12 protein-coding genes and 1 tRNA gene are annotated in these 13,933 nt (G+C 69.2%); 5 read left to right on the top strand and 8 right to left on the bottom strand.

Translation table 11 applies throughout. The features are described from left to right. Positions 1 to 4 precede the first annotated feature (4 nt). The 3 genes from ACGFI8_RS00720 to argS are packed head-to-tail and all read right to left on the bottom strand — an operon-like array spanning position 5 to position 4,341. Complete coding sequence (locus tag ACGFI8_RS00720) at positions 5 to 1,276, bottom strand: homoserine dehydrogenase (RefSeq protein ID WP_392797977.1); 1,272 nt, start codon at positions 1,274 to 1,276, stop codon at positions 5 to 7. 15 nt (positions 1,277 to 1,291) lie between these two features. Further along, positions 1,292 to 2,677 carry a diaminopimelate decarboxylase gene (gene lysA / locus ACGFI8_RS00715; RefSeq protein ID WP_392797974.1) on the bottom strand — a complete coding sequence of 462 codons (1,386 nt, stop codon included), beginning with the start codon at positions 2,675 to 2,677 and terminating at the stop codon, positions 1,292 to 1,294. 5 nt (positions 2,678 to 2,682) lie between these two features. After that, positions 2,683 to 4,341, bottom strand: coding sequence for an arginine--tRNA ligase (gene argS / locus ACGFI8_RS00710; protein ID WP_392797972.1), 1,659 nt, complete (start codon positions 4,339 to 4,341; stop codon positions 2,683 to 2,685). Between the two features lie 197 nt (positions 4,342 to 4,538). Between argS and ACGFI8_RS00705 the strand changes: the two genes are divergently transcribed. The 4 genes from ACGFI8_RS00705 (at position 4,539) to ACGFI8_RS00690 (ending at position 8,006) form a co-directional block, all read left to right on the top strand. After that, complete coding sequence (locus ACGFI8_RS00705) at positions 4,539 to 5,501, top strand: DUF3105 domain-containing protein (RefSeq protein WP_392797969.1); 963 nt, start codon at positions 4,539 to 4,541, stop codon at positions 5,499 to 5,501. Positions 5,502 to 5,548: 47 nt separating this feature from the next. Beyond that, a complete protein-coding gene (locus tag ACGFI8_RS00700; protein ID WP_392797966.1) occupies positions 5,549 to 6,136 on the top strand; it encodes a DUF305 domain-containing protein in 588 nt (195 codons plus the stop codon). 92 nt (positions 6,137 to 6,228) lie between these two features. After that, positions 6,229 to 6,300, top strand: a tRNA-Arg gene (locus ACGFI8_RS00695). 698 nt (positions 6,301 to 6,998) lie between these two features. Further along, positions 6,999 to 8,006: an RNA polymerase subunit sigma-70 gene (locus tag ACGFI8_RS00690; RefSeq protein WP_392797963.1), complete on the top strand. Its 1,008-nt coding sequence runs from the start codon at positions 6,999 to 7,001 to the stop codon at positions 8,004 to 8,006. Between the two features lie 217 nt (positions 8,007 to 8,223). Here the strand turns inward: ACGFI8_RS00690 and ACGFI8_RS00685 are convergent, their stop codons facing one another. The 4 genes from ACGFI8_RS00685 to ACGFI8_RS00670 form a co-directional block, all read right to left on the bottom strand. Then, positions 8,224 to 8,811: a dihydrofolate reductase family protein gene (locus ACGFI8_RS00685; protein WP_392797961.1), complete on the bottom strand. Its 588-nt coding sequence runs from the start codon at positions 8,809 to 8,811 to the stop codon at positions 8,224 to 8,226. A 250-nt stretch (positions 8,812 to 9,061) separates the two neighbouring features. Beyond that, on the bottom strand, positions 9,062 to 10,222 hold the full coding sequence (locus ACGFI8_RS00680) for an epoxide hydrolase family protein (RefSeq protein ID WP_392799563.1): 1,161 nt from the start codon (positions 10,220 to 10,222) through the stop codon (positions 9,062 to 9,064). 10 nt (positions 10,223 to 10,232) lie between these two features. Beyond that, entirely contained in the window at positions 10,233 to 10,568 is a 336-nt protein-coding gene (locus ACGFI8_RS00675) for a hypothetical protein (protein ID WP_392797958.1), read from the bottom strand. A 498-nt stretch (positions 10,569 to 11,066) separates the two neighbouring features. Further along, positions 11,067 to 12,089 (bottom strand): helix-turn-helix transcriptional regulator, encoded by a 1,023-nt coding sequence (locus ACGFI8_RS00670; protein WP_392797955.1) that lies wholly within the window; start codon positions 12,087 to 12,089, stop codon positions 11,067 to 11,069. 92 nt (positions 12,090 to 12,181) lie between these two features. On the opposite strand from ACGFI8_RS00670, the gene ACGFI8_RS00665 reads away from it, so the two are divergent. Continuing rightward, positions 12,182 to 12,700 carry a VOC family protein gene (locus ACGFI8_RS00665; protein ID WP_392797953.1) on the top strand — a complete coding sequence of 173 codons (519 nt, stop codon included), beginning with the start codon at positions 12,182 to 12,184 and terminating at the stop codon, positions 12,698 to 12,700. A 107-nt stretch (positions 12,701 to 12,807) separates the two neighbouring features. Here ACGFI8_RS00665 and ACGFI8_RS00660 read toward each other — a convergent pair whose 3' ends face one another. After that, complete coding sequence (locus ACGFI8_RS00660) at positions 12,808 to 13,932, bottom strand: ATP-binding protein (protein WP_392797951.1); 1,125 nt, start codon at positions 13,930 to 13,932, stop codon at positions 12,808 to 12,810. Position 13,933 lies beyond the last annotated feature (1 nt).

Genomic DNA, 13,933 nt, shown 5'->3' with positions numbered 1-13,933 from the left:
CGTTCTACTCCCCTTCGACCCGCAGGACGCTCGCCACGGCGCGAACGATGTCCAGTGCCCGCAGCTCGGCGACGGTCGCGGCCAGGGCGCGATCCGGCGCGGCGTGCGTGACGATGACGAGCACGGCCTGGTTGCCGCGGCCGGACTGGTTGACGGTCGCGATGCTGACGCCGTGCCTGGCGAAGACGCCCGCGACGGCGGCGAGCACGCCCGCCTTGTCGGAGACGTCCAGGCTGATGTGGTACCTCGTGAACACGTCCCCGATCGGCGAGACCGGGAGGTCGGCGTAGGCCGACTCGGACGCGCTGCGCACCCCGGCGAGCCGGTTGCGGGCCACGGCGACGACGTCGCCGAGCACCGCGGAGGCGGTCGGGGCGCCGCCCGCGCCGCGGCCGTAGAACATGAGCTGGCCGGCCGCCTCGGCCTCGACGAAGACCGCGTTGAACGCGTCGCCGACGCCCGCGAGCGGGTGCGTGCGCGGGATCATCGCCGGGTGCACGCGCACCGAGACGGCGCCGTTGGCCTTCGACGCGATGCACAGCAGCTTGATCGTGCAGCCCATGGCCTTGGCGCTGGCCACGTCGGCGGCGGTGACCTCGGTGATGCCCTCGCGGTACACGTCGGCGGAGGTGACCCGGCTGTGGAAGGCCATCGAGGCGAGGATCGCGGCCTTGGCGGCGGCGTCGAAGCCCTCCACGTCGGCGGTCGGGTCGGCCTCGGCGTAGCCGAGCGCGGTCGCCTCCTCCAGCGCCTCGGCGAAGCCTGCGCCGGTGGCGTCCATCGAGGACAGGATGAAGTTCGTGGTGCCGTTGACGATGCCGGTGACCCGCGTGATGCGGTCGCCGTGCAGCGAGTCGCGCAGCGGGCGCAACAGCGGGATGGCGCCGGCGACGGAGGCCTCGTAGTACAGGTCGGCGCCGCAGTCGGCGGCGGCCTTGTGCAGCGTGGCGCCGTCCTCGCCGAGCAGCGCCTTGTTGGCGGTGACGACGCTCTTGCCGTTGTGCAGCGCCTCGAGCAGCCAGGTGCGGGCCGGCTCGATGCCGCCGACGACCTCCACGACGACGTCGACGTCCTCGCGCTTGGCCAGGCCGAGCGCGTCGGTCGTGAACAGCGCCGGGTCGACGGGCAGGTCACGCGCCTTGCTCAGGCGGCGGACGGCGACGCCCACGAGCTCCAGCGGAGCGCCGATGCGGGCCGTCAGGTCGTGCTCCTGCTCATGCAGCAGGCGTACCACCTCGGAACCGACGGTTCCGCAGCCCAGCAGCGCTACCTTCACCGATTGCGGCATCTGTCACCCCACGTCCAGTCTCAGCAGGTCGTCCACGGTCTCCCGGCGGACGATGACGCGTGACGCACCGTCAACCACCGCCACGACCGGCGGGCGGGGGACGTGGTTGTAGTTGCTCGCCATGCTGCGGCAGTAGGCGCCGGTGCCCGGGACCGCAAGAAGATCTCCGGCCTTGACGTCGGCCGGCAGGAATTCATCTTTCACGACGATGTCCCCGGACTCGCAATGTTTTCCCACCACGCGGGCGAGAATCGGCGGTTCGGCGGAGACGCGGCCGGCGACCGTGGCGGAGTACGCGGCGTCGTAGAGGGCGGTGCGGATGTTGTCGCTCATCCCGCCGTCGACCGAGACGTACGTGCGGATCCCGTCGACGTCCTTGACCGTGCCCACCTCGTACAGGGTGAACATCGCCGGCCCGACGATCGCCCGGCCCGGCTCGACGGACAGGTGCGGCACGCTCAGGTGCAGCGCGGCGCACTCCTGCTTGACGATGCGCAGCAGGTCGCCGGCCAGGTCGCGCGGGTCGGCCGGCTCGTCCTGCGTGGTGTACGCGATGCCGAAACCGCCGCCGAGGTCGAGCTCAGGCAGTTCCCGGCCGTGTACCTCGTTGACACGCGCCTGCAGCGACAGCAGGCGCCGCGCGGCGACCTCGAAGCCCGACGCGTCGAAGATCTGCGAGCCGATGTGCGAGTGCAGCCCGCGCAGCTCCAGCACGTCGTCGGCGAGGATCTTGTCGACGGCCTCGGCGGCGGCGCCCCCGGACAGCGAGAAGCCGAACTTCTGGTCCTCGTGGGCGGTGGCGATGAACTCGTGCGTGTGGGCCTCGACACCGACGGTGACGCGGACCATGACCTTCGGCCTGGTGCCGGTGTTGATGGCGATGCGGGTGAGGCGCTCGATCTCGTCGAACGAGTCGACGATGATGCGGCCGACGCCCGCTTCCACGGCCGCCGTCAGCTCCGCGACGGACTTGTTGTTGCCGTGCAGGCCGATGCGCTCCGCAGGCATGCCGCCGCGCAGGGCGACGGCCAGCTCGCCGCCGGTGCAGACGTCCAGCGAGAGGCCCTCGTCCACCAGGATCTTCACGATCGCGGTGGCGATGAACGCCTTGCCGGCGTAGTAGACCTCGGCGCCGCCGAACGCTTCCTTGAACGCCCGGCACCGGGCCCGGAAGTCCTCCTCGTCGAGGACGTACGCAGGGGTGCCGTGCTGGTTCCTGATCTCGTTCACGTCGACGCCGCCGACTTCCAGCGACCCCGTCGTGCCTCTTTTTGCCGTTTTAGGCCACAAAATCGGGACTAATGCGTTGACGTCGTCGGGCGTGCGGAGCCACGACGGGCCGCTCGAGCCCAGGTCGCCGTGCAGTGCCCCCGCCTCGTGTGCGCGCATGTTCTCTACATCCGTTCCGGCGCCGAGACGCCGAGCAGGTCCAAGCCGTTCACGATCACCTGGCGGGTGGCGTCGTTGAGCCACAGCCGCGCCCGGTTGGTCTCCGTGAACGGTTCGTCGCCCTGGGGCAGCACCCGGCAGTTGTCGTAGAACCGGTGGTACGCCGCGGCCAGGTCCTCCAGATAGCGTGCCACGCGGTGCGGCTCGCGCAGCTCCGCCGCGGTCGCGACGACGGCCGGGAAGTCGCCGAGCGCCTTCAGAAGATCCAATTCCTTCTCGTGTACGAGCAGGGCGGCGTCGTAGGCGTCGCCGCGCTCCAGGCCCAGCTCGGCGGCGTTGCGGGCGACCGAGGCGGTGCGCGCGCCCACATATTGCACGTAGAAGACCGGGTTGTCGTTCTTCTGCCGGGTGATGACCTCGATGTCCAGGGTCAGCGACGAGTCCGTGGAGGAGCGGGCCAGGGAGTACCGGGCCGCGTCCACGCCGACGGCGTCGATGAGCTCGTCGAGCGTGATCAGCGTGCCGGCCCGCTTGCTCAGCCGCACCGGCTCGCCGCCGCGCAGCAGGCTGACCAGCTGGCCGATGAGCACCTCGATGTTGCGCTGCGGGTCGTCGCCGGCGCAGGCCGCGATCGCCTTGAGGCGGCCGATGTACCCGTGGTGGTCGGCACCCAGCATGTAGATGCAGCGGTCGAAGCCGCGCTCGCGCTTGTTGATGTAGTAGGCGGCGTCGGCGGCGAAGTAGGTCTTCTCGCCGTTGGAGCGGATCAGGACCCGGTCCTTGTCGTCGCCGAAGTCCGTGGTGCGCAGCCAGACGGCGCCCTCGGACTCGAAGACGTGGCCCTGCTTGCGCAGCTCGTCGAGGGCGTGCTCGACGGCGCCGCCCTCGTGCAGGGTCTTCTCGGAGAACCAGACGTCGAAGTGGACGCCGAAGCGCTCGAGGCTGTCCCGCATCTCCTGGAGCATGGCCTTGTAGCCTTCCGCGAGGAAGGCTACTTTTTGGTCTTTTTCGGATTTTTGCAGAATGTCCGGATTTGCGGCGACGATGGTCTTCGCGATGTCCTGGATGTACTCGCCGGGGTAGCCGTCCGGCGGGGTGGGTTGGTTGTTGGCGGCGGCCATGACCGACTCGCCGAAGCGGTTCATCTGCACGCCGGCGTCGTTGATGTAGTGCTCGCGGGTGACGTCGGCGCCCGCGGCGGCCAGGATGCGGCCCAGCGCGTCGCCGACCGCGGCCCAGCGGGTGTGGCCGAGGTGGACGGGGCCGGTGGGGTTCGCCGAGACGAACTCCAGGTTGATCTTCTCCTTGGCCAGCGTCTCGCTGTGGCCGTACGCCCGGCCGGCCCGCACGACCAGCCCGGCGAGCTCGCCGGCGGCGGCCGCGGACAGCCGGATATTCAGGAACCCGGGCCCGGCGATCTCCACGGCATCGATCCCGGGAGTTTCCTGCAAATTTTTCGCCACCGCGGCGGCCAGCTCGCGCGGGCTCAGCCCGACCTTCTTGCCGAGCTGCAGGGCGATATTGGACGCATAGTCACCATGCTCCGGGTTTCGTGGTCGCTCTACGCTGGTCGTCGCCGGGAGAACGGACGCGTCGAGGTCACGTTCGGTGATGGCCGCGCGGGCGGCGTCGAGGACTGCTACGGCGAGTTCAGCGGGAGTCACCGACAAATGTTATCGGGGGTAGACTCCCGTACTTGGCGGCGGCCCGTTGTGCTGGTCACAATGCGGGACGGCTGGGACCGCACTTCTGCGAAGTCGGGACCCGCCGGACCAGTTCCCCGCCGTGCCCCCCGACCGTTGACCAGACGAGGCCCGATGATCGAGCACAGCGCTGAGCGTTGCGAGGCGACGAGATGAGCATGAGCACCCAGCACAGTGGCGGCAACCGCAAGCCGTCCACCAAGGCCGTCTCCGGCGCGAAGCCGAAGCAGGGCGGTGACGAGGACGCGGAGCTCGATGCGGAGGTTTTGGACGAATCGGAGATTTCGGATTCGTCCGACGCCGATTCCTCCGCCGCTGACGAGGCTGACGAGGCTGACGACGAGGACACCGCCGCTCCGGCCAAGCCCAGGGCCAACTCGCGCAAGTCGGCCCCGGCCCGCAAGACCGCGCCCGCCGGCAAGCGCCCGGCCACGGCGAGCCGCCCGGCCGTCAAGAAGATCGCCCCGGTCAAGGTCAAGCAGGGCATGTCCTGGGGCCCGATCGCGCTGTTCACGACCGTCGGCGTGCTGGCGCTGGGCATCGTCGGCTTCGCCGGCTACCAGGTGTACGAGAACGGCCTCGGCTGGCACGACCGCGCCGACCAGATCAGCGGCATCAAGGACTACTACAAGCTCGACAAGGCCATGGTCGGCCAGCGCGAGCACGTGTGGGGCCCGCAGACGTACAAGCTGAGCCCGCCGGTCGCCGGCAACCACAACGCCAACTGGCAGCGCTGCCTCGGCGACGTGTACCCGGCCGCGATCGCGAACGAGCACGCACTGCACAGCCTGGAGCACGGCGCCGTCTGGATCACGTACAACCCGAGCCTGTCCGCCGACCAGGTGGAGCAGCTGGCCAAGCGGGTCCGCGGCAACGAGTACATGCTGATGAGCCCGTACCCCAACCTGGACAAGCCGATCTCGCTGCAGGCGTGGGGCTTCCAGCTCAAGGTCGACAACGCCGACGACAAGCGCATCGACGAGTTCATCAAGGCGCTGCGCAAGAACGCCAGCCTCGAGGCCGGCACCCCCTGCTCCAGCGGCGACATCATCACCGAGACCGGTACCACGCCGCGCGATCTCGGCAAGGACGGCGGCACGACCCAGATGGGCGGCAACTAGCCACCGTGTTCGCGCAACTTTCACGGCGGGCACGCCTGAGCGTAGGCGTGCTCGCCGTAATCCTCCTGCTGGTGACCGGCGCCGCCATCGGTTACCTGATCCCGACGCTGAGCGCCCCCGGCGACGACTCGGTCGACGCCGGCTTCGCCCGCGACATGAGCCTCCACCACGCCCAGGCCGTGGAGATGGGCATGTTCGCCTACCGCCTCGGCACGACGGACGACATCCGCACCCTGGGGTACGACATCGCGGCGAGCCAGCAGTGGCAGATCGGCCAGATGCAAACCTGGTTGACGGAGTGGCACCTCTCCCCCACGTCCACCAACCGCGCCATGGCCTGGATGCCGTCGGGGATGAACACCCTCCAGCCGGACGGCCGCATGCCCGGCATGGCCTCCGACGACGACCTCAAGAAGCTGAAGTCGTCGACGGGCAAGGACTTCGACACCCTGTGGTGCCAGTTGATGCTGCGCCACCACCTGGGCGGCATCCACATGGCCGAGGTGGCCGCGAAGGACGCCCAGACCAGCGAGGTCCGCGACGCCGCCGAACAGATGCGAGTCTCCCAGTCGTACGACATCTCCCAACTGACCGAAAAACTGAAGGACCTGGGCGCCCAGCCCTTGTCCTCCTGAGCCGACCTTCCTCGCCCGCTCGCCTCATCCGCCAGAGGGGAACCGGTGAGCGGGGCGGGGAGGGGCTCTGCTAATCTGTTCGGGGTCGCGAGGCCCCCGTAGCTCAGGGGATAGAGCACCGCCCTCCGGAGGCGGGAGCGCAGGTTCGAATCCTGCCGGGGGCACGTCACAGAACTACAAACGCGCAGCGCGACCGGCCGATCACTGATCGTAGAGGCCGGTTTCGCGTTCGAGTAGACGTTTAAGGATGCCCCCGGCCGAGCGGCTGGGGGCATCCTTGCGTTGGCTCGATGTACGGGCGCGGAACGCGCCGGGATCGCTGCTACATGTTGACTGGCGGTACGACCGCAGCCCGGCCAGGCTTGGTCGAGGTGACCGGCGGGATCGCTCCTATCGCGGCTGCCCACCGTAATTTGGTGTGGCTCTCATCCGGCATGCGTCCTGCCTGATTTCGGCAAGTTGAAGTGGCCCGGTTCGGCATTCTGAAGTGGCCTCGGTGTCTGGGTTGCGGGGTCGGGCGGTATCTTGATTTGGCCCACTCGCCGGTCGCTGCGAAGTGCGGCACTCTGATTGGGCCTCACCTCGTTTGGGTGTTTCCGCTGGCCGCGTGAAGTTGCTAGCCCGGTGACGATGGCGTGGTGGAAAGGCAAGTTTCTGGCCCGGGTGATGCTGATGTGGGTCCTGGACGAGGTGTTCATCGGGTACTACGGCGGCCTGTGTCTGACCTGGAGCACCTACCCTGGATCGACCCGACCCATCCGCCCTGACGAACGGCCCGGTGTCAGCGGCTTCACCGATCAGAATTCTTCCGCCACGTCGTCGGTTCTGGTAGCCCCTCGCACCGGTGGAAGGATTGGTGACCATGACCGACGCTAGACCGCTGGGCGCTGACGAGGCCTCGTTCATCGCGGTGGTTCGCTCAGGCGATACGGCGCGGTTTGCGCTCATCACGGAGCGCCACCGGCGTGAGCTGCAGGTGCACTGCTACCGGATGCTTGCGAACTACGAGGACGCCCAGGACATGACGCAGGAGACGTTCCTGCGAGCGTGGAACAAGCGGGAGTCGTTCAAGGGCCACGCTGCGCTGCGGACCTGGCTGTACCGGATCGCGACGAACGTCTGCCTTGACTTCCTGGAGAAGCGCAATGACCGCACACCCGTACCGTCCGGGCTGTCGGACTCCAGCTCCGAGGTGCTGTACCTGCAGCCGTACCCCGACCGGATGCTCCCCGAGGACCCGCAGGAATCGGTGGTGGCGCGGGAGACGATCGAGCTGGCGTTCATCGTCGCCGTCCAGCACCTGCCGCCGCGGCAGCGGGCGGTGTTCATCCTGCGCGACGTCGTCGGCTGGCCGGCGTCGAAGGCCGCCGACGCCCTCGATCTGACCATCGCATCGGTGACCAGCGCGCTGCAGCGGGCGCGCGTGACGATGCGCGAGCAGCTGCCCGACCGCCGCCTCGACTGGCGGAGCCCCGCCGCCCACGAGCTGTCGAATGACGAGCGCGGCGTGGTGAAGTCGTACATCGACGCCCATGAGCGCAACGACCTCGACGGGCTGATGTCCCTGCTCCGCGACGACCTGCGCTTCGTGATGCTGCCCGAGGCGGGCACCTCGGTCATCACGGCCAAGGACGCGGTGGACGGCTGGGTCTCCGGTGGGCTCTTCCAGCCCGGCTACGACGACTGGCGCTGTATCGCCACGAGGGTCAACCGCATGCCCGCCGCCGCGCTGTACCTCCGCACCCCTGACGACCCGGAGTACCGGTTGTTCAACATCGCGGTCCTGCACATCGTCGACGGGAAGATCGCCGAACTCACCGGATTCGACGCCACCGACAAACCATGGCTGGACCTGCCCCCGACACTGTGATCAGACAAGTCCCCGTCGTCGACGAGTCCAGCGCCACGGGCCGGCGTCACCGAAGTCACCGAAGTCACCGCGGAATGAGCACCCCGACCAGCTGAACACCAACGCGACAACGCGAACACCACCGCCCCGCCGGCGTTGCCGGCGGGGCATCTTGATGCCCGAAGAACGTCAGGAAGGATTTCGACCCGGCCTCACGAACCGAGCAACTGGCCCGTGCTCATCGCCTCGTCTCGTATCGGGTCAGCACGACGCCGCCGGGAAATGTCCGCGTCTCCACGAGGTTCAGGTTCACCCAGCTGTCCAGCGCGGTGAAGAACGGCGTGCCGCCGCCCACCAGGACCGGCACGGTGACCAGCATGTACTCGTCGATCAGCCCGGCCCGCATGGCCGCCCCGGCGAGCGTCGCGCCGCCGATGTCCATCGGGCCGGCGTCCTCTGTCTTGAGCCGGGTGATCTCGGTGACCGCGTCGCCGGTGACCAGGCGGGTGTTCCAGTCGACCGTGCTGGTCGTCGAGGAGAACACCACCTTCGGCATGTCCCGCCAGCGGCGGGCGTACTCGATTTCCGCCTGTGTGGCGCCGGGCTGCTGGTCGGCGGTCGGCCAGTGGGAACTCATCACCTCCCACAGCTTGCGCCCATACAGCGCCAGGCCCGTCGCCCCCACCCGGTCGGACCACCACTGGAACAGCTCGTCGCTCGGCGGCGAGTCCGGTCCCTCACCGCCACTCCAGCCGAGGTCGTCGCCGGGCGCGGCGATGTAGCCGTCCAGGGTCACATTCATGCCGAAGGTCAGTTTCCGCATCATGCCAGCCTCTCGTAAGTCGATCTCATACGTACAGACGGGCGCTGCGCGAAAACCTCATCGGTGCGCGCTGCTGGCAGACACAAGGTCACCTTCGCGTTCGAGTAGGCAATCGAAGGATGCCCCGGCCCAACGGCCGGGGCATCCTCGCGTTGACCCGATGGGCGATGACGCGTGCGCCCAGGTCGCGACTACGTGCACTTGATCAACGCGCATGTCAAACAGATGCGGATGTCAAGATCGCCGTCGCGATCTAGGTCGGCTGCTGTGGTCGTCGCCGCAGCGGGCGGAAGAAGGCGCGGATGTCGTCGACGAGCAGGGCGGGCTGTTCCATAGCGGCGAAGTGGCCGCCGCGGTCGAACTCGCGCCAGTGGACGATGTGGTTGTCTCGTTCGGCCAGCCGCCGCACGGGTAGCACAGCATCATGCGGGAAGACGGCGACCCCGGTCGGTGTGCTTGACCGACGGTTGGTCGGAGGTGTGGCGGGGTGGTAGGTCTCGTAGTAAAGGTTGGCCGAGGAGCCGGCGGTGCCGGTGAGCCAGTACAACGTCACGTTGGTCAGCAGCTGGTCGCGATCGACGGCGTCGTCGGGTGACTGCTTCGAGTTCGTCCACTCCTTGAACTTCTCGACGATCCAGGCGAGTTGGCCGACCGGAGAGTCGCTCAGCCCGTATGCCAGGGTCTGCGGCCGGGTGCCCTGGATCTTCGCGTAGCCGGACAGGTCCGGCTCCACTCGGGAGAACTGTTCCAGCCGGGCCCGGTCCTCATCGCCCAATGTCGCTGCCTCGCCGGGATCACCCGAGGGCAGGGTGAGCACGGTGTTGAGGTGTACCCCGACCACCCGGTCGTTGTCGATGATCCCCAGCTCGCGGGTGATGGCGTGCCCCCAGTCGCCGCCCTGCCCGCCGTAGCGGTGATAGCCCAGCCGCCGCATCAGTTCGGCCCAGGCTCGGGCGATGCGCGGCACGTCCCACCCTGACTCGCGGACGGGTCCGGACAGCCCGAAGCCGGGGATGGACGGCGCTACGACGTGGAAGGCGTCAGCCGGGTCACCGCCGTGCCGGCGAGGATCGGTGAGCGGGCCGACGATGTCGAGGAATTCCACCACCGAGCCCGGCCACCCGTGGGTGATGATCAGCGGCAACGCGTCCGGTTCGGACGAACGTGCGTGAAGAAAGTGCACGTCGACTGCGTCGATGGCGGTGGTGAACTGCGGGATCTGGTTGAGCCGGGCCTCGTGCGCCCGCCAGTCGTAGCCGGTGCGCCAGTATTCGACCAACTCCTTCAGGTATTCGACCGGCACGCCACGGCTCCAGCCGGTGCCGGGCAGCTGCTGCGGCCAGCGGGTCCGCGCCAGCCGGGCCCGCAGATCCGCCAGATCTCCCTCAGGCACCTCCAGCCGGAATGGGCGCAGGGTCGTATCGTCACTCATCGGGGTTCTCCTGCTCTTCCATCCACCGAAGGTGGGTCTCCCACGCGGACTGCTTGCTGGTGCCCAGCGCGGCGCCGATCTGCGACCACGAGGCACCGGTGGCGCGGGCCGTGCGCACCGTGAGCTGCCGCCCGTAACCCGCCTTACGGATCAGCACCTCACCCAACGCGAGCAGCTCCAACGCCTCATCCCGGGTCAACGGCGCCGCCTGCGGATCCGGATCCTCCACCCCTGGCGGCGCCAGCGCGTCGCGGCGGCGCAGCTCGTCGAATCGCGCAGCCGCGGTCAGCAATGTGAACCGCCGCTCCGCCTCATCCGGTGTGACCACGTGCACAGCTTTTCGTCAGATCACCCTGACGTCAAGTCGATCTGACGGCCCGGTGTTGGATGCCGGGCGGCCGGGGTTCGGCACGTTGGACACCGTCCCTCGATCGATCAACTTTGCAGATCCGTAGCCTCCGGTTCCTGAACCCAAGCGCCGCTACGCTCTCGGTGCGTGCATGTACCGCTTGAGTTCGCGCCGAGGCGCCTTTCAGAAATCGCGAACTCGCGATGAGCGCAATCCTGATGTGTTCGCCCCGTCCATGACGCGCTCATGTCGTTCCAGGGATACGGGCTCGACCATCTGTGCGTTTCGGTCATCGGCGCGCCATGGAGCTCAGCCTGCGCCCGGTCCATCCGAGCCCGGAGGTAACGCTGTCCACAGGCCGGAATTGGCGGTACAGGCACACGATGCGCCCGATCGGGACGCGCGGCATCAGCCCGGATCGGTCATCGGTCCGCCGTCGCGGGAGAAGGTTCGCAGAGCGCTCGTTTCAGGAGCACATCAACTGGGCGGCGGTGACGCTGGGCGGACACGGCCCCGTCCCGCTCGTGATGATCGCGTCGCGGACCGGCCTGATCCCGCTGCGGCTGTTTGGAACAGCGCGGCTGTTGACCTGAGGTGGGCGGCCAGCTCCGCCGGGCCGCTGACCTCGAATGGCAGCCCGATCGACGCCAGCCGGAGCGCATGCCATTCGGCGGTGTCCGGCGGCGTGAGCCACCGACAGGTGCCGTCCGGCTGGTCGGTCAGGGTGCCGGGCGGTGGCCCGCCGAGGCGGTCCGCCACGTGGGCGGCTGGTGCGTGGATCACTACGTCGGCCGGGTAGGTCGGGGCCATCTGCATCGTGCGGCTGGCGACGAAGGCGGCGACGTCCCCGCCGGGTACCTCCCTCGTGACCGCCCGGGCACCGGTCGCGGCGAGCTGTGTAACCCGGTCCAGTCGGAAGGTCCGCCAGTCGTCGCGATCGAGGTCGAAAGCGAGCAGGTACCAGCGTCCCCCGGCCGTCAGCAAGGCGCGCGGCTCGACGTGCCGGCCCTCGTCGCGGTACCGGAACCGCAGCCGCTCGTGATCGGCGATCGTCGCGGCGGTGACGACCAGCGCGTCGGGGTCCACCGGATCCGCAGCCAAGAAGAATGGGTGGGCCACAGTTGAGGAGGCCAGTGCGTCGACCCGGCGACGCAGCCGGGCCGGCAGAACCTGGAGCAGCTTGCGCAGCGCCCGCACCGCCGCTTCGTCCGCCCCGGCCACCGCCTGCGTCGCCGCCGTACGCAGCCCGATGGCCACGGCGACCGCCTCGTCGTCTTCCAGCAACAGCGGCGGCATCGCCGCACCGGCCGTCAGCCGGTACCCGCCCAGCCCGCCCTGCTCGGCGTGCACCGGGTAGCCCAGCTCCCGCAACCGGTCGATGTCGCGCCGCACGGTCCGGCCGGACACCCCGAGCCGCTGCGCCAGCTCGCTGCCCGGCCACAGCCGAGGGGTCTGCAACAGCGACAGCAGGGACAGCAATCGGGCACGCGCGCCGGACACAGCTGCCATTGTGCCGCTCGACTAGGCCGGGAACTGACCTATACAAGATCTACCGTGGGAGCGAACGTCTGCTACGACATGAGGGAGATTTCGTGAGCAGCACCCCACCGGCCGGGTACACGACCGTCGCGCCGTGGATCGTCACGCCGGACACCGGCCAGTTGCTGGACTTCATCACCGCGGTGTTCGACGGGGTCGAGCTGGGGCGCGTACGGCTGGAGGACGGGACGATCGGTCACGCCGAGATCCGCGTCGGCGACACCGTCCTGCTCGCCTTCGACCGGCTACCGGACTGGCCGGCCATGCCCTCGCTACTGCGGGTCTTCGTCGCCGATGCCGACGGGACGATCAAGCGTGCCGTCGCCGCCGGAGCCCGCGTGGTCACCGCACCGGCCACCCAAGCCTTCGGCCAGCGGGGCGGTCGGATACGTGACCCGTTCGGCAACATCTGGTGGATCAGCGCGGTGGTCGAGGACGTCGCACCCGAGGTAGGAATGCGGCGGCTCGCCGAACCGCCGTACGCCGAGGCGATGCGCGACGCCCAAGAGACACTCATTCGGGAACTGAGCGGCCGCGCCGACAACGTCGTCAGCCGCCCGCTGATCGGCTGAGCCCGTACCTGTCCGTCATGCCCAAGAGCTCGTACCTGCTCTTGGACCGCTGCCGGCAATGTCGTCGGCCCTCGGGCCGAGCGCGCCTTGCGGCGTAGTGATGCGGGTCATAGCTGCCGATCGATGACTTCACGGCGCCGGACGCCGGCGGCCGTCGACCCGTCCACATCGGGCAGGAACAGGACCTCAATGCGCAGGCCGCCGCCGGGGTGGGCCTGCGCGGTGAGGTGGGCGGCGTGCGCAAGCGCGATGGCGCGCACGATGGACAGGCCCAGGCCGTGGTGGCCGTCGTCGGCGACACGGTGCAGGCGCTGGAACGGCTCGAAGAGCCGGTCGACCTGCTCGGGCGGCACGAGGGCGCCGGTGTTGGCCACGATGAGGCGGGCGTGGCCATCGATGGCGCGGACGCTCATCTCGACGGTGCCGCCGGGCTCGTTGTAGTGGATGGCGTTGTCGAGCAGGTTCGCCACGAGCCGGGCCAGCAGCATCCGGTCGCCGAGGATCGTGGTCGGGCGGATCACGGCCTCGACCCGCAGGTCGTGCCGCTCCAGCTCGGCGGACCGCTCGGCCAGCGCCGCGGTCACGATGTCGTCGAGTTGAACCGGCTCGCCCTCGTCGCGGGCCGGCTCGCTGCCGGCGAGCGTCAGCAGCGACTCCAGCAGCTCGCCCCGGTGCCGGTTGACCGCCAGCAGCTGCTCGAAGTTGGCGCGGTACGACTCCACGGTGGCACCGGGGTCGATGAGCGGCTCCTCCAACAGGGCATGCTCCACGGTGAGCGGCGTGCGCAGCTCGTGGGCGGCGTTGGCGACGAACCGCTTGTGCCCGTCGAGGGCGACCTCGAGCCGCCCGAGCAGTCCGTCGATGGTGTCGGCGAGGTCCTTGAACTCGTCGCGGGGACCGGTCAGCGCGAGCCGTTCGTGGACGTTGCGGCCGGAGATCCGCTGCAGCGACCCGGTCATCGTGCGGATCGGGCGCAGCATCCGCCCGGCGATCAGCCAGCCGAATCCGAGCGACAGCGGCACCATGAGCAACAGCGCGACGCCGGGCACGATGAGCACCTCGTCTGGGAAGGTGTCGGGGCCGGTGAGCGGGCCGGCGCGAACCGCGTCCCGGCCGGGTGCGGGCGGCGGCGGTGCCGGCGGCGGCGCCACTGGGATGCCGGCCAGCGCGATCGTAGACCGCTGCTCGGACGGCAGGGTGCGGGCCAGGCTGGCGACGAGAATCAGCAGCACG

Origin of the sequence: Dactylosporangium sp. NPDC048998, assembly GCF_043197855.1 — a bacterium.
Classification (GTDB): Bacteria; Actinomycetota; Actinomycetes; order Mycobacteriales; family Micromonosporaceae; genus Dactylosporangium.
Note: the sequence above shows the minus strand (reverse complement) of the source record. Positions and strands in the feature narration are given on the sequence as shown.

What these genes read in the sequence shown, in the direction of transcription:
- lysA (WP_392797974.1), bottom strand. Translation starts at nt 2,677, where the DNA reads ATGCGCGCACACGAGGCGGGGGCACTGCACGGCGACCTGGGCTCGAGC.
- ACGFI8_RS00705 (WP_392797969.1), top strand. Translation starts at nt 4,539, where the DNA reads ATGAGCACCCAGCACAGTGGCGGCAACCGCAAGCCGTCCACCAAGGCC.
- ACGFI8_RS00690 (WP_392797963.1), top strand. Translation starts at nt 6,999, where the DNA reads ATGACCGACGCTAGACCGCTGGGCGCTGACGAGGCCTCGTTCATCGCG.
- ACGFI8_RS00685 (WP_392797961.1), bottom strand. Translation starts at nt 8,811, where the DNA reads ATGATGCGGAAACTGACCTTCGGCATGAATGTGACCCTGGACGGCTAC.